Below are 20,861 nucleotides of genomic sequence, written 5' to 3'. Positions count from 1 at the left end.
GCCCGGCTCACCGCGGCCCGCGCGGACCGAACGCCCCGGCGAACACGGCGTGCAGCAGCGGGATGACCGATACTCCGAGCAGGATGCCGCCCCAGACGGAGTCGTCGACCCGAAGCAGGATGCCGCCGAGGAAGAGCCCCACGAAGATCACCGCCGACACGATCCGCCCGGCCGTGCGCTCGAGCCGGGTCATCCGCTGTTCGATGCGAGGCGAGTTCGCGACGAGTCGGCCCTGTTCGATGCGGTCGACGACCTTGTCGAGGCGCTGCGGCAAGCGCCACGCCGTGCCGGCCACGGACACCGCCTCGCGACCGAGCGCCTGCACGAGGTTGCCGCGCTCGTCGCGCAGGAGCTGGGCGGCGTAGGGCTCCACGGCGTCCCAGATGTTGAACTCGGGGTCGAGGGAACTGCACATGCCCGACGTGAGCGACATGGCGCGGATGATGAGCAGGAAGTTCTCGGGCAGCTGGAACGGCAGCGTCCGCATCACCTCGCCGAACTCGATCGCGAACCGCCGCAGCTCGCGCTCGTCGACCTGCGCGAGCTCCGCGAAGCCCATGCCGCCGAATCGCGCGAACAGTTCGGTCATCGCCCGTTCGAGCTCCGCGGTCTCGGCGGTCGGCAGCAGGAATCCGACGCTGCGGAAGGCCTCGACCAGCCGCTTGCCGTCGCGCGCGGCGACCGCGATCATCAGCTGCTGCAGCGCCTGCCGCAGTCCGTCGGGCACCTGGCCCATCATCCCGAAGTCGATGAAGGTGAGCTGCCAGGCGGGGGCGTCGAGCGACGCCGCAGGCGAAGCGGATGCCGCGGCATCCGTCTCGCCGGAGAGCGCGCCGACGGGCGTGACGAAGATGTTCCCCGGGTGCGGGTCGGCGTGGAAGTACCCGTCTCGGAAGAGCTGGTCGAACATCACGGTCGCGAACTGCGCGGCGACGGCCTTCGGGTCGATGCCCGCCGCGATGAGGGCGGCGCGATCGTTGATCTTGATCGCCGTGACGTCGGCGAGCGTCAGTACGCGGCGGGTGGTGCGCTCCCAGACCACCTCGGGGGCGGCGACGCGGGCGTCGCCGGCGAAGCTCGCGGCGAAGCGCTCGGCGTTCTGCGCCTCGTTGACGTAGTCGATCTCCTCGAGGCTCGTGGTGGCGAACTCCTCGACGAGGGCGGGCAGGTCGACGCGCTTCGAGACGAAGTTCACGCGGCTGAGCCATCCGGCGACGCGACGCAGTGCCGCGAGGTCGACGTCGACGATGACCTCGATTCCGGGCCGCTGCACCTTGACGACGGCGTCGTCGTAGCCCATGTCGGCGGCGTCGACCGGGGACAGGCGGGCGCGATGCGCCTGGCCGAGGGATGCCGCGGCCACCGGGGTCGGGTCGAACGACGCGTACGCGCGCTCGAGCGGCACGCCGAGCTCCACCTCGGCGAGGCGGCGGATGTCGTCGAACGGTACCGGCGGCACCTCGTCCTGGAGTCCGGCGAGCTCGCGCGTGATCTCGGGCGGCAGCACGTCGAGTCGGGACGAGAGGTACTGGCCGACCTTGATCATGAGGCCGCCGAGGTCGACGGCGAGGACGTGGAAGCGCTCGGCGATGCGCGTCAGCCGCGCCGCGCGCCCGCGGGCCGCGACCCGGGCGAGCCCGAACCGCGGCAGCACGATCTCGAACCACCAGGTCTGGATGATGTACCTGGCGGCGAACCGGAGGATCCGCCGGTAGCGGGCGCGCGTGTTCCCCACATCGGGCATCCCGCCTGCCGGATGCCGACGTGTCGAGGCCACTCGGTCAGCCCTGGGCGAGGATCGAGTAGAGCCGGCGGCGTGCGTCCTCGAGCACCTCGACGGCCTCCTTGACCTGCTCGGGGGTTCCGGTGCGGCCGACCTGCGCCGCCGCCTGCGCGAGCTCGATGCCGGCCTTCGGCAGCGCGCCCGACATGCCGAAGTCGCGCCCGCCGCCACTGCCGCCGCCCGGCGGGGTCGGCCAGGGCGGGGTGCGGTCGGCGGATGCCTCGGCCTCGGCCCTGCCCGCCTCGGTCAGCGTGTACGTCTTGCGTCCGCCCGATTCCTCGGCGCTGATCAGTCCCTCGTCGGCGAGCAGCTGCAGCGTCGGGTACACCGAGCCGGCGCTCGGCTTCCACGCCCCGCCGCTTCGCTCGGCGATCTCGGTGATGATCTGGTAGCCGTGCATCGGCTTCTCGGCGAGGAGGGCGAGCACGGCCGCGCGGACGTCGCCCTTGCCCATGCGGGGGGCGACCTTCTGCTCGAACATGCCGCGCAGCTGCTCCATGGCCTCCCACAGACCCTGGCCGGGGTTGCCCCGGCCGGGGCCGCCCCATCCGCTCGAGGAGTCGTTGAACCCGCCTCCCATGTACGAACCGCTCATGATGACCTCCCGGTGTCGCATGCTCGTCGGCTATCGGCGATATATCAACGATATGTCGGTGGGAGCGGGCGGGGAAGGGCGTTCGCCGGAGCCGGGCCGGATTCCCGGCGAGTTCACGGATGTCGCCGATGCGCCGCGTCGTGCGGACGTCGACCGTGACATTCGTCCCCTCGAATCGGCGACATCCGGCGGTGCCGGACGCGTGCGGCCGTTCCTAACGTCGAGGGCATGATCGAGATGAACACGACCTTCCTCCCCTCGGCCCGTGGTGGGGCGCCGTCGACCTCCCCGGTCCGGCCCCGCCGCCTCCGGCGTCGCGCGGCGATCGCGTCGCTCGCTGCCATCGCGACATCCGCGCTCCTGCCGCTGTTCGTGTGGCTGATCGCGGTACCCGGTGCCGGCATCCGGCTCGTCGCCGGCTCCGGCGCGGCGGCGCAACACGTCGGACCGCCGTCGATCGCGGTCGCCGCGCTCCTCGCGGGATTCACCGCCTGGGGCGTGCTCGCCGTGCTGGAGCGCGTCGCGCGGCACGGCCGCCGGATGTTCGCGATCATCGGCTGGGCCGTGCTCGTGCTCTCGCTGGCGGGTCCGGTGCTGTCCGGGGCGACTGGCAGCGTGCTCGTCGTGCTGCTCGTGATGCACGTCGTGACCGGTGCGACCCTGGTGATCGGGTTGCCGTCGGCGGCGAGGGCGGGCAGCATCGAGCGCGACGGGCGGCCTCGGCGAACGACCAGCGGAAGCGACCGACGGACTGCGGTGACCGGCGTCCGGGGGGACGCCGCGGGACGGGTGAGGTGATGATGACGACGCACGAACTCCACAGGACGTCATCGCGGCCCGCGGTGGCCCGGCCGGCATATCGGCCGGGCCCGTGGCTGTCGCTGGCGGCCGCACCAGTGCTGCTCATCGCCCCGCTCGTCTCGGCATCGGTCGATGCCGCGTGGCTGCGAGTCGCGTACGTCGTGCTGATCGGGGCCATCTTCGCCGTGGCGGTCTCGGTGCCGTTCGGTGCCGGGCGCCGGCCGTCCGCGCTCAGCGAGGGCGTCTTCGTCGCGCTCCTGCTGCTCTGCACGGGGTACCTGGTGCTCTGGCCCGGAGGGCAGGCGCTGCTGTTCCCGCTCCTCGCGGTGGCCGCGGCGCTGGCGATCCGCCGGCGATGGGCGATGGGCATGGTCGGCGCGATCGCGGTCAGCGGCGCCTCAGCGGTGGGCTTCGCCACGCGCTCCCTCGAGGCCGCGGTGCTCGTGGGGTTCGCGGCGTTCGCGGGCGGGGCGGGCAACTACCTGGTGCAGTACTACTCGGCGCTGGCCCGCGAGCTCGACCGGACGAGGGAGCGTCTCGCCGTCGCCGCGGTCGGCGAGGAGCGCCTGCGCTTCGCGCGCGACCTGCACGACCTGCTCGGCCACTCCCTCTCGGTGATCGCGGTCAAGTCCGAGGCGGCGCGCCGGCTGGCGACAACCGACCCGGATGCCGCCGCCGCCCACGCGGCGGAGATCGAGACGCTCGCGCGCGACGGGCTGGCCGAGGTCCGCGCGGTGGTCGCCGGCTCGCGCGCGGTGAGCCTCGACGAAGAGCTCGCGAACGCCCGACGCATCCTCGACGACGTCGGCGTCGCGGCATCCGTCACGACACCGGGTGCACCGCTGCCGCTCACGGTCGACGCGACGTTGGGCTGGGTCGTGCGCGAGGGCGTGACGAATGTGCTTCGGCACTCCTCGGCTCGTCGATGCACCATCGACGTCACCGTGACCGCAAGGGAAGTGCGTCTCGAGATCGCCGACGACGGAGGGCGCCTCGAGCGCAATACAGCGCACGAGCCGGAGGATGCCGCGGCGTCGGGCCGGGCGGATGTCTCGGACGGGACCGGGCTCGACGGCCTTCGCGAGCGTGTCGTGGCCGCGGGCGGCGCAGTCGTGGCGGAGTCGTCGGGCTCCGGGTTCCGGCTGGTCGCTGTCGTCCCCCTTCCGGTGCGTGAACCGCGATGACCGGTCCCATCACGATCCTCATCGCCGAGGACCAGCGGATGATGCGCTCGGCGCTGACCACCCTGCTCGACCTCGAGGTAGACCTCACCGTGATCGGCGGCGTCGAGCGCGGCGACGAGGTGCTGGCTGCGGCGACGCGGCTGCGACCCGACATCGTGCTCCTCGACATCGAGCTTCCCGGCGGCAGCGGTCTCGATGTGATCACGCCGATCCTCCAGGCCGTGCCCGGATGCGACGTGGTCGTGGTCACCACGTTCGGTCGCCCCGGCTACCTCGCCCGGGCACTCGCCGCGGGCGCCCGCGGATTCCTGGTCAAGGATGACCCGGTCGAACGACTCGCTGCGGCCATCCGTCGCGTGCGCGCCGGTGAGCGTGTCGTTGACCCGCACCTCGCTGCGGAGGCGCTCGGCGTCAGTACCAGCCCGCTCACCGACCGCGAGGCCGACGTGCTGCGGGCGTCCGACGCCGGTGCGACGATCGCGGACATCGCGGAGGAGCTCTCGCTCTCTCCGAGCACGGTGCGCAACTACCTCTCCGACGCGATCGGCAAGCTCGGCGTGCGCAACCGCGTGGAGGCGTTCACCGCCGCGCGCGATCGTGGCTGGCTCTGAGCGCCCGCCACCCTGCGCTGCGGTGGGAATCGCGGCGTCCTTACTCCGTCGCGCCCGCCTTCCGCGAGTACCACTCGACGAGGTTGCCCCCGTCGAACGATCGCACCGCGTCGAGGCCGAACACGGTCGGGGCGAAGTCGGGACCGAACGCCGGCCGTCCGGCGCCCGCGACGACCGGGTACCGCTTGATCACGAGTTCGTCGATCTCGGAGAGCAGCTGTCCGGCGAGCCGGCCGCCGCCCGCCAGGTAGATGTCGAGCGGCGACTCCTCGGCCTTGAGCGTGCGAACGGCGGCGACCGGGTCATCGGCGACGACCGTGACGGCCGGATCGGGCCCGTCGAGGCTCGCCGACGCAACGTACTGGCGCAGGTGCGGGTACGGCGAGGTGATGCCGAGCTGGAGAGCCGGATCGTAGGTTCGCCGTCCCATGACGACGGTGTCGAAGCGCGTGAGCGCGGCATCGGCCAGGCCGAACCGTTCGCGGATGTGGCCGGGCAGCGCGTCGCCGTAGTCGCCAGCCATCCAGGCCATGTAGTCGTCGGAGCCCGGGTAGAAGTCGACCTCGTCGTCGGGGCCTGCGATGACGCCGTCGATGGAGAGCGAGATGTAGTAGACGAGCTTGCGCATGGTGCTCCTCGGGTTCGGTACCGGCGGCTGGCCGGTCGTGCATCAACCACTATAGACATAGTGGTTAGGATGGCACCATGGTGCGGAATGCGGAACGACGACGACAGCTTCTGGATGCCGCGGTCGAGGTGCTCGCCGGCCACGGCGGTCGCGGGCTGACCTTCGGTGCCCTCGACCGCGAGGCCGGAGCGCCCGCGGGCACCGCCTCGAACTACTTCGCCTCGCGCGACCAGCTCGTCGACGAGCTCGCGGCCCACGTGTTCGAGCGGCTCGCGCCGGACCCGGTCGAGACCGCGCAGCGGATGGCGAGGCCGCACTCGCGCGAGACCGAGCGCGACCTCATGCGCTGGCTCGTCGACCGCGCCGTGGCCGATCGGGCCGCGCACCTGGCGCTGTTCGAGCTGCGACTCGAAGCGACGCGGAATCCGCGCCTCCAGCCCGCCGTGACCCGGCACTTCGCAGGCAACCTCGCGGCCGCCTCCGCGGACCACGTCGGCGGCGGCTTCCCGGGCGACCGTTCGACGGTGCTGGTGCTGTACCTCGCGATGAACGGGTTGCTGCTCGAGCACCTGACGATGCCCGAGCTCCTCGGCGAGGACGACGTGCACCGGGTCGTCGACATGATCGTGACCGCGATCGTCCCGGCGCGCTGATCGACCGCTGCCCCTTCGGGTCGAACGCGCTGCCCGGACGGGCAGGTCGGGCGCGAGGCGTCCACCCCGCGGGTAGCGTCCGAGCATGCGAGGTGCGATGGGCGCGGTCGCGGGCACGAGGGCGCCCGTCGTCGGCGCGCATCGGGCGCCAGGGGCCGCGCCGCTGCGGGCGGGCTCGACCAGCTCGCGCGTCGCGGCATCCGTCATGCCGTCGGTCACTGCGGCGGCGTCGCTCCGGATCTCGGTGAACTCCACGACCGGCGTCATGCGCATCCCGGGCGGCGACCTGATGACCCTCCAGCGGATCAGCGGGAACGCCGCCGTTGCGCGGCTGGTCGCGGCATCCGCTCGTGCCAGGGCTGGAGTCGGCGCCGGGGCCGGAGCCGTCGCGGGGGCGCCGATCACCGTCGCCCGGCAGGCGACGCTGACCGTGCCGCCCGAGCTCACCCTCCGGCCGACGGCGCCGTCGAACCCGAACATGAGCATGGCACCGTGGGCCACCGGTGGAGGCGTCGAGGCCCCGAAGCCCGCGCCGGTCGGTGCCGACGGCCTGCCGCTGCCCGACCGGTACTCGTCGTTGCTGCGACCGGCGCTCGACGAGGCCGACGCCAAGCGGCTGCGACAGGCGACGGGCGGCAGCACCCTCATCGGCATGATCGAGCAGCGGGATGCCGCGCGGCGATCGCTCGCCGACATGGAAGCGAGGGCGCGGACCGCCGGTGGCGATCAGGGCGGCCTGTTCGAGGAGTACGCCACGGCGCACGGCTACGAGGAGGACCTCACCCGGCGCATCCGGGCCCGACTCGCCGAGCTCGGCGTCGCGGATGAGGCGGCGCTGCTGCGCCTGGTGAACGACGAGTTCCCGCGCATGTTCCTCCGCGAGGCGAAGCTCGTGGCCGACGGCATGCTCACCGCCAACGAGAACGAGGCGAAGGCGGAGCAGGAGCGCTATTCGAAGCAGGTCTGCAGCCCCGACATCGACGGGTTCCTCGACGCGGACCGGACGCTCGCCGAGCTCGACCCGCATCCGGCCGAGCTCTCGATCCGGGTCGCCGAGGATGCGTTGCGCCGATTCGCGCCGCCGGCCGGTGTTCCGACGCCCGAGGAGTTCGCGGCGATGATCCCCGAGCACGAGAAGAGCGTGCTGGTCGACATCGCGAACCTCGAGAAGAACCGTGCGATCGCACCCAAGCGACGCGCGGTGTACGACGCGGCGAGGTTCGGCTTCGGTCGGGAGTACCCGATCCTGCTGAACTCCACCTACCGCCCGGGCATGTTCGCGATGGCGCCCTACGATCAGCTCGGCGAACTGGTGCGCGGGCCGGTGGCCGACATCCTCGAGAACATCACCCGCGTGCGGCGGGCCATCGCCGACGACGAACTCAAGGTGTGGAACCTGCGCAACGTCCTGCAGATCACGTTGCAGCGCCTCGGCATCGACGACCCGGTGCTCATCGGGGCCGTGCAGCGCCGCATCGCCGAGATCGAGTCCGACGAGACGTTCCTCGGCTGGGTGAAGGTCGCGCTCGCCATCGTGACCTCGGTGGTCGCGGGCCTCGTCTTCACCCCGGCCGCCGGCATGGCGGTCGCCGCGGCGTGGGGCGTCGGCAACCTCGCGGGCAGCATCACCGAGTATCGCAACGAGACGGCGGCCGAGAACGTCGCGCTCGAGGAATCCGAGGCCGACATCTCGCTGAAGGAACCCACGCTCGCGTGGGTCATGATCGACGCCCTGGCGCTCGGACTCGAGCTCGGTCCGCTGGCGCGCGCGCTTCGGCCGAGTGCCCGCGCGCTCGCCGCGCTGCGCACGCCCGAGGCGCTGGTGGCGTTCCGCGCCCGCGCGGTCGCGGTCGTGGGCGAGGATGCCGCGGGCGAACTCAGCCGGAAGGCGGCGACGCGGTTCGGGGTCGCTGCGGATGCCGCCTCACCCACGGTGTCGGGAGCGGAATCCGGTGCCGCGCGCGCCGCGGGTGGTGCCGGGAGCGCCGACGAGCTCGCCCGTTTCCACACACCGACGGTGAAGGGCGACCCGACGAAGCAGGCCGGCCACGGAGGCACCAACCGATACGGCGACTACTGGTACTCGACGCAGGGCACGGTCACCGAGCAGAACCTCGCGAAGTACCACGAGCAGGTCCACTCGATCCTGAGCCCCAAGCTGTTGGCGTTCCGTGAGTTCCGCGCGAGCGTGCGGATGACGCTGTACCAGAAGTCGTACATCATGCGCGGTCTGGAAGAGGCGCTCGCCGAGACGGTCGCGCAGCTTCGCGTGCGGGGCCTCAGGGGTCTGCCGAGCGGGCTCGTGTTCCCGATCACGAACGGGTATCTGAGCGTGTCGACGCTGGGTCAGGCCGCGCAACTGGGTGGCGAGATCGTGCTGGGCAGCATCGTCGTCGCCGGGTATACGTACACCGTGCACTGGATCGCGACGCGTGAAGTCTCGACCGCGAGTGCGGAGTGATGGGTAGCACGACCCCCTGGGCACTGAGTCTCCGTCGTCGATGAAGCTCGACGGCGGGTCCGCGCGCCGCCGAGTGCAGCTCACGCGGCCGCGGGTTCGCGGAGTTCGAATCGTGCCCGGCCGCCGAGGCGCGGGACCTGTGCCGGGTCGATGTGCGGGGGTGGGATGAACCAGACCTCGTCGGGGTCGGCGTGGATGTGCCATCCGTCGCGGTGGATCATGTGGTGGCAGAAGGAGCACAACATGACGCCGTTGGCGAGGTCGGTGGGGCCGGCGTCTCGCTCCCACCAGTCGATGTGGTGGGCTTCGACGTAGCCGATGTTCTGCCCGCAGGCGGCGCAGCCGCCGTCGCGTTCGCCGAGGGCGAGGCGCTGGGCTTTGGTGAAGAGGCGTGCGGCGCGGCCGAGGTCGAGCGGGATGCTGTCGCCGCCGAGGACGGCGGGGATGATCTCGGCGTCGGCGGCCATGCGACGCGCGGTCGCGGCGCTGATGGGTTGGTCGATGCCGTCGATGCGGGCGTGCCCGAGCCCGGTGCGGAGGGTGTCGAGGTCGACGCGGACGATGACGGTGGTCTTGGCCAGTGGGATGAGGGTGTGGGTGCAGCCGAGGGTGTGGCGGGCGAGTGCGGCGTGCGCGTCGGCTTGGATCTGCGGGATCGTGCGGTGGTCGTCGATGAGGGCGCTGTCCGAACCGACGGGCGCGCCCTCGACGCCCTCGGCCAGCGCGCCGTCGCCGGACGCGACGCCGAGGCGGCCGTATCCGTCGCGGCCATCGGGTGCGCGTCGGCGGAGCGCGTCGCTGACCAGGGCCTCGATCGCGGCCTTCACGGGTGCGGCGCTTTCGGGGTCGAGGCGGGCGTGCAGGTGCACCACGCCGCGCCCGTCTTCGCGCATCGTGAGCGAGCGTTCCGTGCGGAGCTCCTCCTCCCTGGGTTCGACGCCGTCCGGATCGAGCCGTGCTTCCGCTTCCCGCACCCCGCGCGTGAGGGTCTCGAGCGGAACCCGGCCGGCCAACTCCACGAGTGCGGCTTCGACGAGGTCGGCTCGTTCCGGATCGGCGCGCATCGACACGCGGTCGAGCATCGCCGTGATCGCCGACGCGGCGTCGAGAGAGATCGACGCTCCGGCCAGAGCCGCACCGACGTGCGGATGCCGCGACGGCATGCGTTCACCGCTGAAGGTCTGCCGCTCGGCGGTGGCGACGCCGACGGCGACCAGCCGCTGCGCCTCGGCGCGCGAACCGCCGGTCGACGCGGTGATGAGTCGCAGCGGGTTGTGGAACCCCTGCGCCTTCGCGAGGCCGACCTCACCGAACTCGGGCCCGGACCGCCGCGCCACTTCGGCCGCGACCCGCGCCATCAGCGCATCGAGATCTCGCCGCGCCTGCGCGACCGCATCGACGACCTCGACCAGCCCGCGGTCGCTCATCTGCTCCGCCTCGATCTGCGCGTCGCCGCGGATCGCTCCCCACGCCGGGACCGCGCCGGCCCACGCCTCGCGCAGTACCGCGACGTCGAGTTCGAGCGCGGTCAGCGCATGCGGCGCCGAGTCCTGCTCGATTCGCGGGGATGGTTCCATGCTTCGATCATGCCCGCACCCACCGACATCGAAGGCACGAGAAACAGGCCTTGATCAGGTATTTCACCTGTGAACAACGGCTGCCGCTCCCATCCTGTGGAGGACGAGTCGCGTCGGACCCGAGACATCCGCTCGCTCAGGGCACCCCGCCCCGGCAGGCCGTGATCCACGGCATCCGAGCCCGTCGAGCACGCCCAACGCGGCGCCCGTGACATCCGGTGCGTCGGACCTGGACGAGATCCGGGCGACAGGCCGGCGTTCACCAGTGCCCGGAGGCCTCCTGGGGCGTCTCCATGGTGACGCGTCGACCTGTCGACGCTGCGAACGTCAGTCGAGCTCGCGCAGCACCGTCGTGCGCTCGCTCGGGGTGTCGCCGGTGTTCACCACGCCCTGCGGTTCGATGAGGATCGCCGCGACCTCGCCGCCCGCGGCATCCGTCTTCGGGCAGTGCTCGACGCCGCGCGGCACGACGTAGACGTCGCCTGGACCCAGCTCGACGTCGCCGTCGCGCAACTGGATCACCAGCTGGCCCGAGATCACCATGAAGAGCTCGTCGGTGTCGGGGTGCGAGTGCCAGGTGAACTCGCCGAGGAGCTTCACGACCTTGACCTCGTAGTCGTTGACGGTCGCGAGGCGGCGGGGCTGCCAGTGCTCGGAGAACGAGTCGAGGGCGGCCTGGATGTTGCGGACCTGGGCGTTCATCGTCCGATCGTGGCCCGGTCGCTGCGGTTCCGCAACGGCGGTGGAGGCGGCGCATCCGTCGAGTCGTCGCGCTGCACTGGCCGCCGTTCCGGCGCCACGTCCGCTGCGCCCGCCGCGCCCGCCGCACGCCGCCGCCGCACCGGCGGGTTCGCGATGAACACGCCTGCGACGAGCACGGCCCCGCCCGCGGTCTCCCACACGTTCGGCACCTGGCCGAGTAGCAGTGCAGCGGATGCCATCGCCACGACGGGCGCGAGCAGCACCCACGGCACGACCGACGCCGACCGGTTGCGCGCGAGCAGCCCGTTGAAGACGGCGTAGCCGATGAGCGTGCAGAGGCCCGCCGTGTAGAGCGTCGACAGGATCGGCCGCCAGCCGAACGCCGCGATCCCGGCGGCGATGGCATCCGGCCCCTCGATGAGCGCCGACAGGCCGAGCGCCGGCAGCGGCACGACGAGCGACGACCACACGGTGAGCGAGAGCGCGCCGAAGCGGCGCGACGGGGCGACGGGCCCGGCCCGGCGCGAGATCACGTTGCCGATCGCCCACGACAGCGCCGCGAGCAGGCACAGCACGACCGCGAGCGCGGGTGCGTCGCCGCCGCGGCCGAGCGCCACGATGCCGAGTCCGACCGTGCCGAGGAGCACCCCGGCGACCTGGAGGCGCGACGGGCGCTCGCGCAGCGCGAGCGCGGCGACCACGATCGTGAGCACCACCTGCGCCTGCAGGAGCAGTGCGGCGATGCCGGGCTGCAGCCCGAGGGCGATCGACGTGTAGAGCAGCGCGAACTGGCCGAGGCTCATGAAGAGTCCGACGCCGACGACGGTCTTCCAGCTCGCGAGCGGCCGCGGCACGACGACGACCGCGAGCGCGACGACGGCGAACCGCACGGCGACGAAGAACAGCGGCGGGATGCCGTGCATGCCCCAGTCGATGACGACGAAGTTGAAGCCCCAGAGGCTCGCCACGGTCGCCGCCAGCAGCATGTCGCGTCTCGTCATGTCCCAACTCTCGCCCCGCGCCATCCGGAAGCACCAGCGTTGATTTCTTCGCCTGAATCGGTAGCGTTGCTGCATGATCGATCTGGAAGCCGTGGTCGCGCTTCGTGCGGTGGCCACGAACGGCAGCGTGGCGGCGGCGGCCGACGCGCTCGGGTTCACACCGTCGGCGGTGTCGCAGCAGATCAAGCGGCTCGAGCGCGGTACGCGCGTCGCCCTGCTCGAGCGCGCCGGGCGCGGCGTCGTGCTGACGGATGCCGGCCGCCACCTCGTCACGTCGTCGGCGAGCGTGCTCGCCGACCTCGAGCGACTCGAGGCCGACCTGCAGCTGGCCGGCGGCACTCCCAACGCGGATGCCGCGGCCGCGCGCCGCATCACCGGCGAGGTGCGCATCGGCGCGTTCTCGACCGCGGTGCGGGGGCTCCTCACGGGTGTGCTCGCGCGGCTGCAGGACGAGCACCCCGACCTGCGCGCGCCGATGCGCGAGAGCGAACCGTGGGAGACGGTCGCCCTCGTGGCATCCGGCCAACGCGACCTCGGCATCGTGCACCGGTGGGGCGGCGTCGCCCTCGCGATGCCCGAGCACCTCGTCGAGACGCCCCTGTTCACGGATGTCGCGGACGTGATCCTGCGCCGAGAGCACCCGCTCGCGCGGCGCACCGAGCTCACGCCCGACGACCTCGCCGACGAGCGCTGGATCGCGACCTTCGACTCCACCATCTGCCGGCAGTGGCTGCGCCGCGTCTTCGACGGCGTCGCGAACGCGCCGCGCATCGTGCACGAGTCGATGGAGTTCGAGAACCACCTCGAACTCGTGCGCGCGGGCCTCGGGGTCGCCCTCGTGCCGCGCCTCGGCCGGTCGCCGCTGCCCGACGAACTCGTGGCGATCCCGACGGTGCGGCCCGCGTCGATCCGGGAGATCTCGGCCGTGCACCGCCGGAGCCAGGCCGATTCGCCGGCCCTGCAGACGGTGCTCGATGCGGTGCGGGGGAGTGCGGCGCGCCTGGAGGGCATGGCCGCGTCGGCGGGGCCGTCACGCGGGGCGCGTGCAGCGCCATCCGTCGACCGCGATCGGCGGGTGGCGAGGCCGCTCAGCTCAGCGCGACGATGAGGCTGAGCAGGGCGAGCACGGCGACCACCGGCGTCATCGTGACCCGCTCGGCGCGGCTGCGCGAGATCGCGTTCATGGGAATGCCGAGCACGAAGTAGCCGAACACGACCCACATGCCGACCTGTGAGACGACGTCCGGAACGATGTCGATCGCGCCGACCCGGTCGAACGCGAGCAGCACGATCACCGCGTAGATCACGATCGAGACGAGACTGCCGATCCGCAGCCCCGCCGGCAGCACGCGGTGCTGCCCGCCCCACGCGAACCGGCCGATCGGCGCGCCCAGCGCGAGCGCCAGCTGGAACACCGCGAGCGCGGCGAGGATGACGGTCAGCAGGATCGCAGCGAGCACGGGCCAAGGGTATCTGCCCGCTCACGCCTCGGCGTCGACGGCGCGGCGATCACCCCTCCGGCATCGACGACACGTCGACGTCGACCTGGCCGAACACCGTGCCATCGAAGAAGAACGGCCCCGTGCCATCCCACGACTCGAGCGAGATACGCGCGAACGAGGCCTGCGTGATCACCGTCCAGGCGAGCACGAACACGACGATGCCGACGACCGCTCGGTCGAGGCGGCGGATCGCGTCCGCCTGGTCGACCGCGTACCGGAGCACGCGCCCGATCGTGACGAACACGACGATCGCGATGACCGCATAGGCGAAGCCGGACGGCTCGAGCGTCAGCGTGACGCACTGCGGCGCGACCTCCGTCGCCTGGCCGGCCGCGTCGAGATACCCGCCGTCGCCCGTGAACCCGCCCGGGCAGGAGGACTTGCCCGCTCCGCCGATCACGCTGTACGCGAGGCCGGCGCCGATCGCCCAGCCGAGCAGTCGCCGCACCCGGTGCAGGACCGCCGCGCCCGGGAGGGTCGAGAGCGCCGCGCTCCCCGGCAGGGACAGGGTGTCGGGCATGCGGGCCTCCGCGGCGGTAGGGGTGCCGCCATGCTGGCAGCGGCCGGGGGTGGGGCGCAAGCGATGGGGCGGATGTCGCGGGGCGGATCGTCGGGGTCAGCCGATCTCGTGCACGTGCCGCATCCGCCCGCGCCGTGCGCGAGAATCGGTCTCACCATGACGAGCACCCGCGCCGACGACCTGCCGCCTTCCCTCGCCCGCATGCGCGTCGCCGACCTGCACCCCGACCTGCGCCGCGCCTACCGGTGGTTCCCTCGCCCGCAGGTCCGGCGAAGCTGGCAGCGGCGGATGACGCAGGGAGCCCTCGCACTCATCCCGCCGCCGAAGTCGACCGAGGCCAAGCGGTTCGAGCGAGTCGACTTCCGCGAGCCGGGCACCGGTGTGCGGGTCTTCACGCCCACCGTCGCGCCGGGATCGGCGGCGAACGGTCGTCCCGCGCTGCTGTGGATGCACGGCGGCGGGCTGGTGATCGGCGCCGCCGCGGCCGACGATCGGTTCTGCGCCGAGCTCGCGGAGCGACTCGGGATCGTGGTCGTCTCGGTCGAGTACCGCCTCGCCCCGCGACATCCGTTCCCGGCGCCCCTCGACGACTGCGTCGCCGCGTGGCAGTGGCTGCAGGATGCCGCGCCGGCTCGTGGCATCGACCCCGACCGGGTCGCGGTCGGCGGGGAGAGCGCGGGCGGCGGGCTCGCGGCCGCACTCGCGCAGCGCCTGCACGACGCCGGCGGCCGGCGACCGGTGGCACAGCTGCTGTACTGCCCGATGCTCGACGACCGCACCGCGGCGCGCCGCGAGCTCGACGGGGTACGGCACTTCGCGTGGACGAACCGCGACAACCTCGTCGGCTGGTCGTCGTACCTGCCGGCGCCGCCGGGTGCCGAGACCGTGCCGGACTTCGCCGTGCCCGCCCGCCGCACCGACCTGTCCGGGCTGCCGCCGGCGTGGATCGGCGTCGGCGACATCGACCTGTTCCACGACGAAGACCTCGCGTACGCCGCCGCGCTGCGGGCCGCGGGCGTCGAGTGCACGGTCGACGTGGTGCCGGGCGCTCCGCACGGCTTCGAGGCCATCGCCCGGGGTGCCGAGGTGACGCGCGACTTCCATGCTCGGGCGCGGGGATGGCTGGGGGAGCGGCTCGCGGTCGCATCCCCGGGCGGATGATCGAGCAGGGCTGACGGTTCCTCTGCGTCGACCCCGCTACCGGCGTGCGTCGCCGGTCGCTCGGCTCCCGGTCTGGCCGGTGCGCATGAGGCCGCTCTCGTGAGCCAGGACGACTGCCTGGACGCGATCGCGGAGACCGAGCTTCGTCAGGAGCCGTGCGATGTGGGACTTGACGGTCGTCTCGGCCAGATAGAGCTCGCACGCGATCTCGGCATTGGTCGTTCCGCGGGCGAGCACGCGGAGCACCTCGAGTTCACGATCGCTCAACGTGCGCAGGGCGGCCGGCACCGATCCGTCGGGCCGAGGCGGCTCGCTGACGAACGAGTCGACCAGGCGACGGGTGACGGTCGGGGAGAGCATCGCGTCGCCGTCCATGACCCGGCGGAGGGCGTCGGCGAGATGTTCGGGCGAGGTGTCCTTCAGGAGGAACCCGCTCGCGCCCGCGCGCAGTGCGGCGTAGACGTTGTCGTCGGTGTCGAAGGTCGTGAGCACGACCACGCGCGGCGGATCATCGCCCTGCAGGATGCGTCGCGTGGCCTCCAGGCCGTCGACGTTCGGCATCCGGAGATCCATCAGCACGATGTCGGGGCGGTGCGATCGGGCGAGTTCGACCGCCTCGGCGCCGTCCGCCGCTTCGCCGACGACGGAGAACGCGGGGTCCTTCGACAGGATCGAGCTCAGGCCGCTCCGTACGAGCGCCTGGTCGTCGGCGACCACCAGGGTGATCACGAGGCCGAGGCCCGTCCGGGAATGACCGCTCGAACGGCGAAGTCGCCGTCGCCGCGGTCGATCGTGAGCGTGCCGCCGTACATCTCGACGCGTTCGGCGACACCGACGAGCCCGTGTCCGCCTCCTTCGGTGGCGGCGACGCCGGGTGGTCGCTCGGCGGCGGGGCCCGCGTTCCGCACTTCGATGTCGAGGTCTCGATCGCCCGTGACCCGCACCTGCACCGAGGTCGGGCCGGCGTGACGCAGGGCGTTCGTGAGGGCCTCCTGCACGACCCGGTACGCGGCGAGGCCGCGGCCCGGGTCATCCGCCGCCGTCGTGTCGACCGTGAGGTCGACGGTCAGGCCCGCCGACCGCATCGTCTCGACGAGGCGGGGGATGTCGTCGAGGCCGGGTGCGGGCCGGGCGTCGCCGCCGTCGTCGCCATCGCGAAGCAGCACGATCGTCCGGCGCAACTCGTCGAGGACCCGCCTGCCGGTCTCCTCGACGGCGAGGAGCGAGTCGCGGGCCGCGTCGTCGGCTGCGCCGAGCTCGAGGCGCGCGGATGCCGCCTGCACCACCATCACGCTCACGCCGTGCGCGACGACGTCGTGCATCTCCCGCGCGATCCTGGCGCGCTCTTCGAGGAGGACCTGTCGCCGTCGCTGTTCGGCCTGATCCTCGAGTTGCCCGAGCGCGTGCCTCAGCGCTGCCCGCTGCGTCACCAGGTGACGGATCACCCGGCCCGACGCCCATGCCGCGCCGAACACGATCGCCCCGAAGGCGTAGTCCTCCAGGGTGCGGAAACTCGGCACGTGGAGCCCGTACGTCGCGCAGAACGCCAACGGAAGCAGCAGCACCGCGAGTGCCGGCCCGATCCTCGGCAGCGCGTATCGCACGCAGCTGTACAACGCGATGGTCATCGGGAGGAGGGTGCCCCAGAACGTGGCCATGTGCGGCGTGATCGCGCTCACGACGATCTGAGGCGCGAAGACCGCGACCACCACGGCGACGGGACGGACGCGTCGCAGCGCGAGCGGCAGGGTCGTGGAGAGTGCGAGTGCGAGTTCGAGCCAGACGGGCCCGCGATCGTAGCCGTCGACCCCGAGCACGACCTGCAGGACGGCGACCGTCGCGAAGACCACCGCGAGCGTGATGTCGAAGGTGACGTGGCGTGGGGATCGGTCCACCATGACCGGAATCTATCCTGCGGGCCCCGGCGTCGGCATCCTCCCCTCGGACGCACGGGTTTCATCCTGATGGAGGAACGACCGGGTGCCTCGCGGCGGCTGCGCGACCGCTCGCACCCGCCGTACCGTGCCGCCACACGATTCGATGGAACGGAGTGGATGCATGGACACCGTGATGATGGGGTGGCGGCGGGCGGGAATCGTCGCGCTCGGCGCCGCGTGGGTTCCCGTGGCGATCGCCGAGACGCTGCTGATGGACGGTCTCGACGCCTTGGACGATGTCGCGGTGATCGCCGCGAACAGCGACCGGATCGCGACCGCCGGACTGCTGCACGTGCTCGGGGGCGTTCTTCTCGTGGCGGGGCTCGCCGCGGTGGCCGCGCCGGCGCTGCGCACCGTCGTCGGGCGGATCGGGTGGCTGCTCTGCGCACTGGTCGCGCCCTGCATCGGGGCGTTCGGGATGCTGCACCTGCTTGCCGTCGAGGTCGCCTCCGACCGTCTCGACGCCGCCGCGATGCAGGAGTTCCTCGTCGAACGACTCGGGGGAGTCGGCCCGTGGACTGTGCCCGTGATGATCGCCGCGTTCCTCGGAGCGCCCGCAGTCGCACTGCTCGTCGCCGGTCTGGCGCGGTTCAGGATCGCCTCGTGGTGGGCGTTCGCGGTGATCGTCGTCGGAACGCTCGCGCACGCGTTCGGCAGCGAGGCCGAGATCGTGGAGACCGCGAGCCAGTGGGTCGTCGCGATCGGCCTGGCGTGGGCGGCGGCCGGGCTCTGGGTCGCGCTCCCGTGGCCGACGACTCGTACGAGCGGGACGCGAGCGGCGGAGCCGATGCGTACGGCCGACTCCGCCCGCGGCTGATCGACCGCGTGGCGCGTCGGGTCGGTTCGACTCCTGAAACCGTGGACAACCTCGACGCCGACGCCGTCGCCCGCAAGGATGGCAGGGACGACACGAGAGAGCGGAGCACTCCGATGACCATCACGCAGTCCGACCGCAGCAGCGGGAACATCCTCGGGTTCGTCGTGTCCGGCGACGTCACGCGCGCCGATTACGACGTCCTGACGCCCGCCGTGGCGGCCGCAGTCGAGGAGCACGGCACGGTGAAGCTGATGGTCGACCTCACCGACTTCACGTGGGAGAAGATCGGCGCCTGGGGTTCCGACCTGAACTTCGGCCACGAGTTCCACGAGAAGATCGACCGGATGGCGATCGTCGGAAACAAGAAGTGGGAGGAGTACCTCGCCCGTCTCGCCTCTCCGTTCTATGCGAAGGAGGCGGCGTACTTCGACGACCAGGACGCCGCCTGGGCCTGGCTGCGGAGCTGACGCGCGCACCCGGCCCGGCCCGGGTCGTGTGCACCGCGGAGCGGATGCGTCAGGTCGTCTCGAGACGAGTCGCGAGCACGCAAGCCCGTTCGAGTTGGACCGCGCGGGCGCGCGACGCCGCGAAGCGAAGCAGGCCGAACGGGGCCCGGAGCTGGAGCGAGTCGATGACGCGTGAGCCGGCGGCATCCGGTGCGATCTCGTATCGATAGCTCAGCCGGACCCGGCCCGGGCTGACGACGTCGCCGCCGACGAGGAGCGAGGTCGGGTCGGTGTCGTCGAGTGCGAGGGTGACGTCGATGGCGTTGTCGAGGTGCCCGCCGAGGGGGAGCGCGAAGCGCTCGACGGCGGTGTAGCGGATCGCGGCGCCCGCGCGACCGATGTCTCGCACCTCGATGACGAGCGGCGAGAGCCCGATGTAGTTGCGAGGCTCGGCGAGGTGCTCGGCGACGGCCCGGGGCTCGGCGCGCAGCGTGAACTCGTGGCGCATGCGGGCCTGGGGCATCGGCGTCCTCTCGATGGGGTGGGCGTTGGGAGCTGCCCGAATCATGGCATGCCGGAGCCCCGTGGACGGCCATCACGCGGCCGCGGGTTCGCGGAGTTCGAATCGTGCGCGTCCGCCGAGTCGAGGCACTTGGTCGGGGTCGATGTGCGGGGGTGGGATGAACCAGACCTCGTCGGGGTCGGCGTGGATGCGCCATCCGTCGCGGTGGATCATGTGGTGGCAGAAGGAGCACAACAGCACGCCGTTGGCGAGGTCGGTGGGGCCGGCGTCTCGGTCCCACCAGCGGATGTGGTGGGCTTCGACGTAGCCGATGTTCTGCCCGCAGGAGGCGCAGCCGCCGTCGCGTTCGCCGAGGGCGAGGCGTTGCGCTTTGGTGAAGAGGCGCGCGGCGCGGCCGAGGTCGAGCGGGATGCTGTCGCCGCCGAGGACGGCGGGGATGATCTCGGCGTCGGCGGCCATCCGGCGGGCGGTGCTTGCGGAGATCGGTTGTTCGAGGCCGTCGATGCCGGCGTGTCCGAGCCCGTCGACGAGGGTGTCGAGGTCGATGCGCACGATGACGGTGGTCTTGGCAAGTGGGGTGAGGGTGTGGGTGCAGCCGAGGGTATGGCGGGCGAGCGCGTCGGCCTGGATCTGCGGGATGGTGCGGTGGTCGTCGATCAGCGGGGCGCTCTCGGAGGGCTCGCGTCGCCGCAGCGCATCGCCGACGAGCGCCTCGATCGCGGCTTTCACCGGTGCGGCGCTCTCGGGGTCCAGGCGCGCGTGCAGGTGCACGACGCCGCGCCGGTCTTCCCGCAGGGTGAGCGAGCGTTCCGTCCGGAGTTCGTCTTCCCTGGGTTCGACCGCGGTGAGTGTTCCATGCTTCGATCATCCCCGCACCCACCGACATCCGCCGATCGCGAAAATCGCTACTGACCTGCGATTCGCATGTGGAGAACGTCGTCAACGGGTCCCCTGTGGAGGACGAGTCGCCCCGGCCCCCGACATCCACCGAGCGCGATTTGTCGACCGCACCCGGAAGCCGCACGGTCACGAGCGGATGCCGCGTCACACGGCCGTGCGAACTCCTTACTCCCCACGCAGCACGAACCCGAGCGAGCCGACCGGCCGCTCCTCGTCGGCCATCACGACGGCCTCGGCAACGACCGCCGTGTGAGCCGGGATCTCGCCCTCGGGTTCGACCGCCAACTCGACCCTGACGCGCTCGTGCGCGGCGAGGAACAGGTGATGGGTCAGTTCGCGCATGGGATCGGTGAGCGGACGACCGTCGGGCCCATGCAGCGTCACGACGGCCGGAACCTCCGACAACTCCGCGACGCCGAACTCGGCCGCGAGCGGCACGACGGCCGAGAGCTCGGCTCGCCGGACGATCAGCATGAACTCGCCGTCATCCGCCGACGGGTTGGCCAGGTCGAAGGCGATCATCGCCGGCGCACCCGGGTGGGCGGTGACCGCCGTCAGGTTGCGTTGCGCCCAGTGGCGGTCGCCGACGGGGTCGCAGACCGTGCCTGCTCGATCCTGTTGGTGGTGCACGGCGGCGAGCAGGCAGATGTGGTCGGGGGCCGACGCGGGGATCGTCCGACGCATCGTCGGCGTCGTCACGGTGAGCGGCGACGTCCGGGCGGGTGGCACGGCGACGGTCGTCGCACCGAAGAACTCCGGCGTGGCGAAGCCCACGGTCGGATCCGCCCAGTACACGATGACGGTCGCGATGGATGGGGAGTTGCCGTCGCCCGAGTTGCGGACCTGCACCGCGACCTCGAGCGTCTCGCCCGGTCGGTACGGCCCCGCGACGATGGCGGGGCTCAGCCACGACACCACCTGCGGAGGCAACGGCCGCTGCTCGCCCGTGTCCCACGTGCCTCCCGGTTGCAGCGCCGCCGTCCAGTACGGAAGGCAGAAGAAGGGCCGCAGGTCAGGTCTCGGCTGTTCCTGATCGTGATCGTCGTGGTGCGACATCCG

Annotated in this window: 21 protein-coding genes and 1 pseudogene; 9 read left to right on the top strand and 13 right to left on the bottom strand. The window is 72.0% G+C overall.

Annotation, left to right across the window (positions count from 1 at the left end; all coding sequences use genetic code 11):
- Positions 1 to 7 precede the first annotated feature (7 nt).
- Together ACIQH8_RS03630 and ACIQH8_RS03625 are read right to left on the bottom strand one after the other, a co-directional pair.
- Positions 8 to 1,744, bottom strand: coding sequence for an ABC1 kinase family protein (locus tag ACIQH8_RS03630; protein ID WP_400994881.1), 1,737 nt, complete (start codon positions 1,742 to 1,744; stop codon positions 8 to 10).
- A gap of 37 nt (positions 1,745 to 1,781) precedes the next feature.
- Positions 1,782 to 2,378: a PadR family transcriptional regulator gene (locus ACIQH8_RS03625; RefSeq protein ID WP_400994879.1), complete on the bottom strand. Its 597-nt coding sequence runs from the start codon at positions 2,376 to 2,378 to the stop codon at positions 1,782 to 1,784.
- A 228-nt stretch (positions 2,379 to 2,606) separates the two neighbouring features.
- Here ACIQH8_RS03625 and ACIQH8_RS03620 point away from each other — a divergent pair, with 228 nt between their 5' ends.
- From ACIQH8_RS03620 to ACIQH8_RS03610, 3 genes are read left to right on the top strand one after another with little or no spacing between them, the layout of a single operon-like run.
- Positions 2,607 to 3,176 carry a DUF6069 family protein gene (locus ACIQH8_RS03620; RefSeq protein WP_400994876.1) on the top strand — a complete coding sequence of 190 codons (570 nt, stop codon included), beginning with the start codon at positions 2,607 to 2,609 and terminating at the stop codon, positions 3,174 to 3,176.
- Positions 3,176 to 4,363, top strand: a complete 1,188-nt coding sequence (locus ACIQH8_RS03615; protein WP_400994873.1) for a sensor histidine kinase — start codon at positions 3,176 to 3,178, stop codon at positions 4,361 to 4,363. Before ACIQH8_RS03620 ends, ACIQH8_RS03615 begins: the two co-directional genes overlap by 1 nt.
- Positions 4,360 to 4,974, top strand: a complete 615-nt coding sequence (locus ACIQH8_RS03610; protein WP_400994870.1) for a response regulator — start codon at positions 4,360 to 4,362, stop codon at positions 4,972 to 4,974. Before ACIQH8_RS03615 ends, ACIQH8_RS03610 begins: the two co-directional genes overlap by 4 nt.
- Before the next feature lie 40 nt (positions 4,975 to 5,014).
- On the opposite strand, the gene ACIQH8_RS03605 is transcribed toward ACIQH8_RS03610, so the two are convergent.
- Positions 5,015 to 5,602 carry a dihydrofolate reductase family protein gene (locus ACIQH8_RS03605; protein WP_400994868.1) on the bottom strand — a complete coding sequence of 196 codons (588 nt, stop codon included), beginning with the start codon at positions 5,600 to 5,602 and terminating at the stop codon, positions 5,015 to 5,017.
- Between the two features lie 77 nt (positions 5,603 to 5,679).
- Between ACIQH8_RS03605 and ACIQH8_RS03600 the strand changes: the two genes are divergently transcribed.
- Together ACIQH8_RS03600 and ACIQH8_RS03595 are read left to right on the top strand one after the other, a co-directional pair.
- Positions 5,680 to 6,255, top strand: a complete 576-nt coding sequence (locus tag ACIQH8_RS03600; protein WP_400994866.1) for a TetR/AcrR family transcriptional regulator — start codon at positions 5,680 to 5,682, stop codon at positions 6,253 to 6,255.
- Positions 6,256 to 6,340: 85 nt separating this feature from the next.
- Entirely contained in the window at positions 6,341 to 8,716 is a 2,376-nt protein-coding gene (locus ACIQH8_RS03595; RefSeq protein WP_400994864.1) for a hypothetical protein, read from the top strand.
- Positions 8,717 to 8,796: 80 nt separating this feature from the next.
- Here the strand turns inward: ACIQH8_RS03595 and ACIQH8_RS03590 are convergent, their stop codons facing one another.
- The 3 genes from ACIQH8_RS03590 to ACIQH8_RS03580 all read right to left on the bottom strand — a co-directional run bounded on the left by ACIQH8_RS03590 (position 8,797) and on the right by ACIQH8_RS03580 (position 11,996).
- On the bottom strand, positions 8,797 to 10,293 hold the full coding sequence (locus ACIQH8_RS03590; RefSeq protein ID WP_400994862.1) for a DUF222 domain-containing protein: 1,497 nt from the start codon (positions 10,291 to 10,293) through the stop codon (positions 8,797 to 8,799).
- Positions 10,294 to 10,620: 327 nt separating this feature from the next.
- Complete coding sequence (locus ACIQH8_RS03585; protein WP_400994859.1) at positions 10,621 to 10,995, bottom strand: cupin domain-containing protein; 375 nt, start codon at positions 10,993 to 10,995, stop codon at positions 10,621 to 10,623.
- On the bottom strand, positions 10,992 to 11,996 hold the full coding sequence (locus ACIQH8_RS03580) for an EamA family transporter (protein WP_400994856.1): 1,005 nt from the start codon (positions 11,994 to 11,996) through the stop codon (positions 10,992 to 10,994). The genes ACIQH8_RS03585 and ACIQH8_RS03580 overlap by 4 nt, the downstream gene beginning before the upstream one ends.
- Positions 11,997 to 12,069: 73 nt before the next feature.
- On the opposite strand from ACIQH8_RS03580, the gene ACIQH8_RS03575 reads away from it, so the two are divergent.
- A complete protein-coding gene (locus ACIQH8_RS03575; RefSeq protein ID WP_400994853.1) occupies positions 12,070 to 13,104 on the top strand; it encodes a LysR family transcriptional regulator in 1,035 nt (344 codons plus the stop codon).
- Here ACIQH8_RS03575 and ACIQH8_RS03570 read toward each other — a convergent pair.
- Together ACIQH8_RS03570 and ACIQH8_RS03565 are read right to left on the bottom strand one after the other, a co-directional pair.
- On the bottom strand, positions 13,085 to 13,456 hold the full coding sequence (locus tag ACIQH8_RS03570; protein WP_400994851.1) for a hypothetical protein: 372 nt from the start codon (positions 13,454 to 13,456) through the stop codon (positions 13,085 to 13,087). The two genes, ACIQH8_RS03575 and ACIQH8_RS03570, sit on opposite strands and share 20 nt — an antisense overlap.
- 49 nt (positions 13,457 to 13,505) lie before the next feature.
- Positions 13,506 to 14,018 carry a hypothetical protein gene (locus tag ACIQH8_RS03565; RefSeq protein WP_400994848.1) on the bottom strand — a complete coding sequence of 171 codons (513 nt, stop codon included), beginning with the start codon at positions 14,016 to 14,018 and terminating at the stop codon, positions 13,506 to 13,508.
- Positions 14,019 to 14,174: 156 nt separating this feature from the next.
- Here ACIQH8_RS03565 and ACIQH8_RS03560 point away from each other — a divergent pair, with 156 nt between their 5' ends.
- Positions 14,175 to 15,179 (top strand): alpha/beta hydrolase, encoded by a 1,005-nt coding sequence (locus ACIQH8_RS03560; protein ID WP_400994845.1) that lies wholly within the window; start codon positions 14,175 to 14,177, stop codon positions 15,177 to 15,179.
- A 36-nt stretch (positions 15,180 to 15,215) separates the two neighbouring features.
- On the opposite strand, the gene ACIQH8_RS03555 is transcribed toward ACIQH8_RS03560, so the two are convergent.
- Entirely contained in the window at positions 15,216 to 15,908 is a 693-nt protein-coding gene (locus ACIQH8_RS03555) for a response regulator (protein WP_400994842.1), read from the bottom strand.
- Positions 15,905 to 17,077: a sensor histidine kinase gene (locus tag ACIQH8_RS03550; protein ID WP_400994839.1), complete on the bottom strand. Its 1,173-nt coding sequence runs from the start codon at positions 17,075 to 17,077 to the stop codon at positions 15,905 to 15,907. Before ACIQH8_RS03550 ends, ACIQH8_RS03555 begins: the two co-directional genes overlap by 4 nt.
- A gap of 160 nt (positions 17,078 to 17,237) precedes the next feature.
- On the opposite strand from ACIQH8_RS03550, the gene ACIQH8_RS03545 reads away from it, so the two are divergent.
- Positions 17,238 to 17,933: a hypothetical protein gene (locus ACIQH8_RS03545; protein ID WP_400994837.1), complete on the top strand. Its 696-nt coding sequence runs from the start codon at positions 17,238 to 17,240 to the stop codon at positions 17,931 to 17,933.
- A 113-nt stretch (positions 17,934 to 18,046) separates the two neighbouring features.
- Positions 18,047 to 18,400: an STAS/SEC14 domain-containing protein gene (locus ACIQH8_RS03540; RefSeq protein ID WP_400994835.1), complete on the top strand. Its 354-nt coding sequence runs from the start codon at positions 18,047 to 18,049 to the stop codon at positions 18,398 to 18,400.
- A 49-nt stretch (positions 18,401 to 18,449) separates the two neighbouring features.
- On the opposite strand, the gene ACIQH8_RS03535 is transcribed toward ACIQH8_RS03540, so the two are convergent.
- From ACIQH8_RS03535 to ACIQH8_RS03525, 3 genes and pseudogenes are all read right to left on the bottom strand, one after another.
- Positions 18,450 to 18,902, bottom strand: a complete 453-nt coding sequence (locus ACIQH8_RS03535; RefSeq protein ID WP_400994833.1) for a hypothetical protein — start codon at positions 18,900 to 18,902, stop codon at positions 18,450 to 18,452.
- A 72-nt stretch (positions 18,903 to 18,974) separates the two neighbouring features.
- Positions 18,975 to 19,712 (bottom strand): annotated as a pseudogene (locus ACIQH8_RS03530) (DUF222 domain-containing protein); the annotation flags it as partial.
- 255 nt (positions 19,713 to 19,967) lie between these two features.
- Positions 19,968 to 20,858, bottom strand: coding sequence for a hypothetical protein (locus ACIQH8_RS03525; RefSeq protein ID WP_400994830.1), 891 nt, complete (start codon positions 20,856 to 20,858; stop codon positions 19,968 to 19,970).
- Positions 20,859 to 20,861 lie beyond the last annotated feature (3 nt).

This window comes from Agromyces sp. GXQ0307 (assembly GCF_044769845.1).
GTDB lineage: Bacteria > Actinomycetota > Actinomycetes > Actinomycetales > Microbacteriaceae > Agromyces.
The sequence above is the reverse complement of the archived record's forward strand: the minus strand, read 5'-3'. Positions and strand labels throughout refer to the sequence as shown.

Excerpts from the sequence above, each read along its gene's own strand:
- ACIQH8_RS03630 (WP_400994881.1), bottom strand. The coding sequence starts at position 1,744 with ATGCCCGATGTGGGGAACACGCGCGCCCGCTACCGGCGGATCCTCCGG.
- ACIQH8_RS03625 (WP_400994879.1), bottom strand. The coding sequence starts at position 2,378 with ATGAGCGGTTCGTACATGGGAGGCGGGTTCAACGACTCCTCGAGCGGA.
- ACIQH8_RS03620 (WP_400994876.1), top strand. The coding sequence starts at position 2,607 with ATGATCGAGATGAACACGACCTTCCTCCCCTCGGCCCGTGGTGGGGCG.
- ACIQH8_RS03615 (WP_400994873.1), top strand. The coding sequence starts at position 3,176 with ATGATGACGACGCACGAACTCCACAGGACGTCATCGCGGCCCGCGGTG.
- ACIQH8_RS03610 (WP_400994870.1), top strand. The coding sequence starts at position 4,360 with ATGACCGGTCCCATCACGATCCTCATCGCCGAGGACCAGCGGATGATG.
- ACIQH8_RS03605 (WP_400994868.1), bottom strand. The coding sequence starts at position 5,602 with ATGCGCAAGCTCGTCTACTACATCTCGCTCTCCATCGACGGCGTCATC.
- ACIQH8_RS03600 (WP_400994866.1), top strand. The coding sequence starts at position 5,680 with ATGGTGCGGAATGCGGAACGACGACGACAGCTTCTGGATGCCGCGGTC.
- ACIQH8_RS03595 (WP_400994864.1), top strand. The coding sequence starts at position 6,341 with ATGCGAGGTGCGATGGGCGCGGTCGCGGGCACGAGGGCGCCCGTCGTC.
- ACIQH8_RS03590 (WP_400994862.1), bottom strand. The coding sequence starts at position 10,293 with ATGGAACCATCCCCGCGAATCGAGCAGGACTCGGCGCCGCATGCGCTG.
- ACIQH8_RS03585 (WP_400994859.1), bottom strand. The coding sequence starts at position 10,995 with ATGAACGCCCAGGTCCGCAACATCCAGGCCGCCCTCGACTCGTTCTCC.
- ACIQH8_RS03580 (WP_400994856.1), bottom strand. The coding sequence starts at position 11,996 with ATGACGAGACGCGACATGCTGCTGGCGGCGACCGTGGCGAGCCTCTGG.
- ACIQH8_RS03575 (WP_400994853.1), top strand. The coding sequence starts at position 12,070 with ATGATCGATCTGGAAGCCGTGGTCGCGCTTCGTGCGGTGGCCACGAAC.
- ACIQH8_RS03565 (WP_400994848.1), bottom strand. The coding sequence starts at position 14,018 with ATGCCCGACACCCTGTCCCTGCCGGGGAGCGCGGCGCTCTCGACCCTC.
- ACIQH8_RS03560 (WP_400994845.1), top strand. The coding sequence starts at position 14,175 with ATGACGAGCACCCGCGCCGACGACCTGCCGCCTTCCCTCGCCCGCATG.
- ACIQH8_RS03550 (WP_400994839.1), bottom strand. The coding sequence starts at position 17,077 with ATGGTGGACCGATCCCCACGCCACGTCACCTTCGACATCACGCTCGCG.
- ACIQH8_RS03545 (WP_400994837.1), top strand. The coding sequence starts at position 17,238 with ATGGACACCGTGATGATGGGGTGGCGGCGGGCGGGAATCGTCGCGCTC.
- ACIQH8_RS03540 (WP_400994835.1), top strand. The coding sequence starts at position 18,047 with ATGACCATCACGCAGTCCGACCGCAGCAGCGGGAACATCCTCGGGTTC.
- ACIQH8_RS03535 (WP_400994833.1), bottom strand. The coding sequence starts at position 18,902 with ATGCCCCAGGCCCGCATGCGCCACGAGTTCACGCTGCGCGCCGAGCCC.
- ACIQH8_RS03525 (WP_400994830.1), bottom strand. The coding sequence starts at position 20,858 with ATGTCGCACCACGACGATCACGATCAGGAACAGCCGAGACCTGACCTG.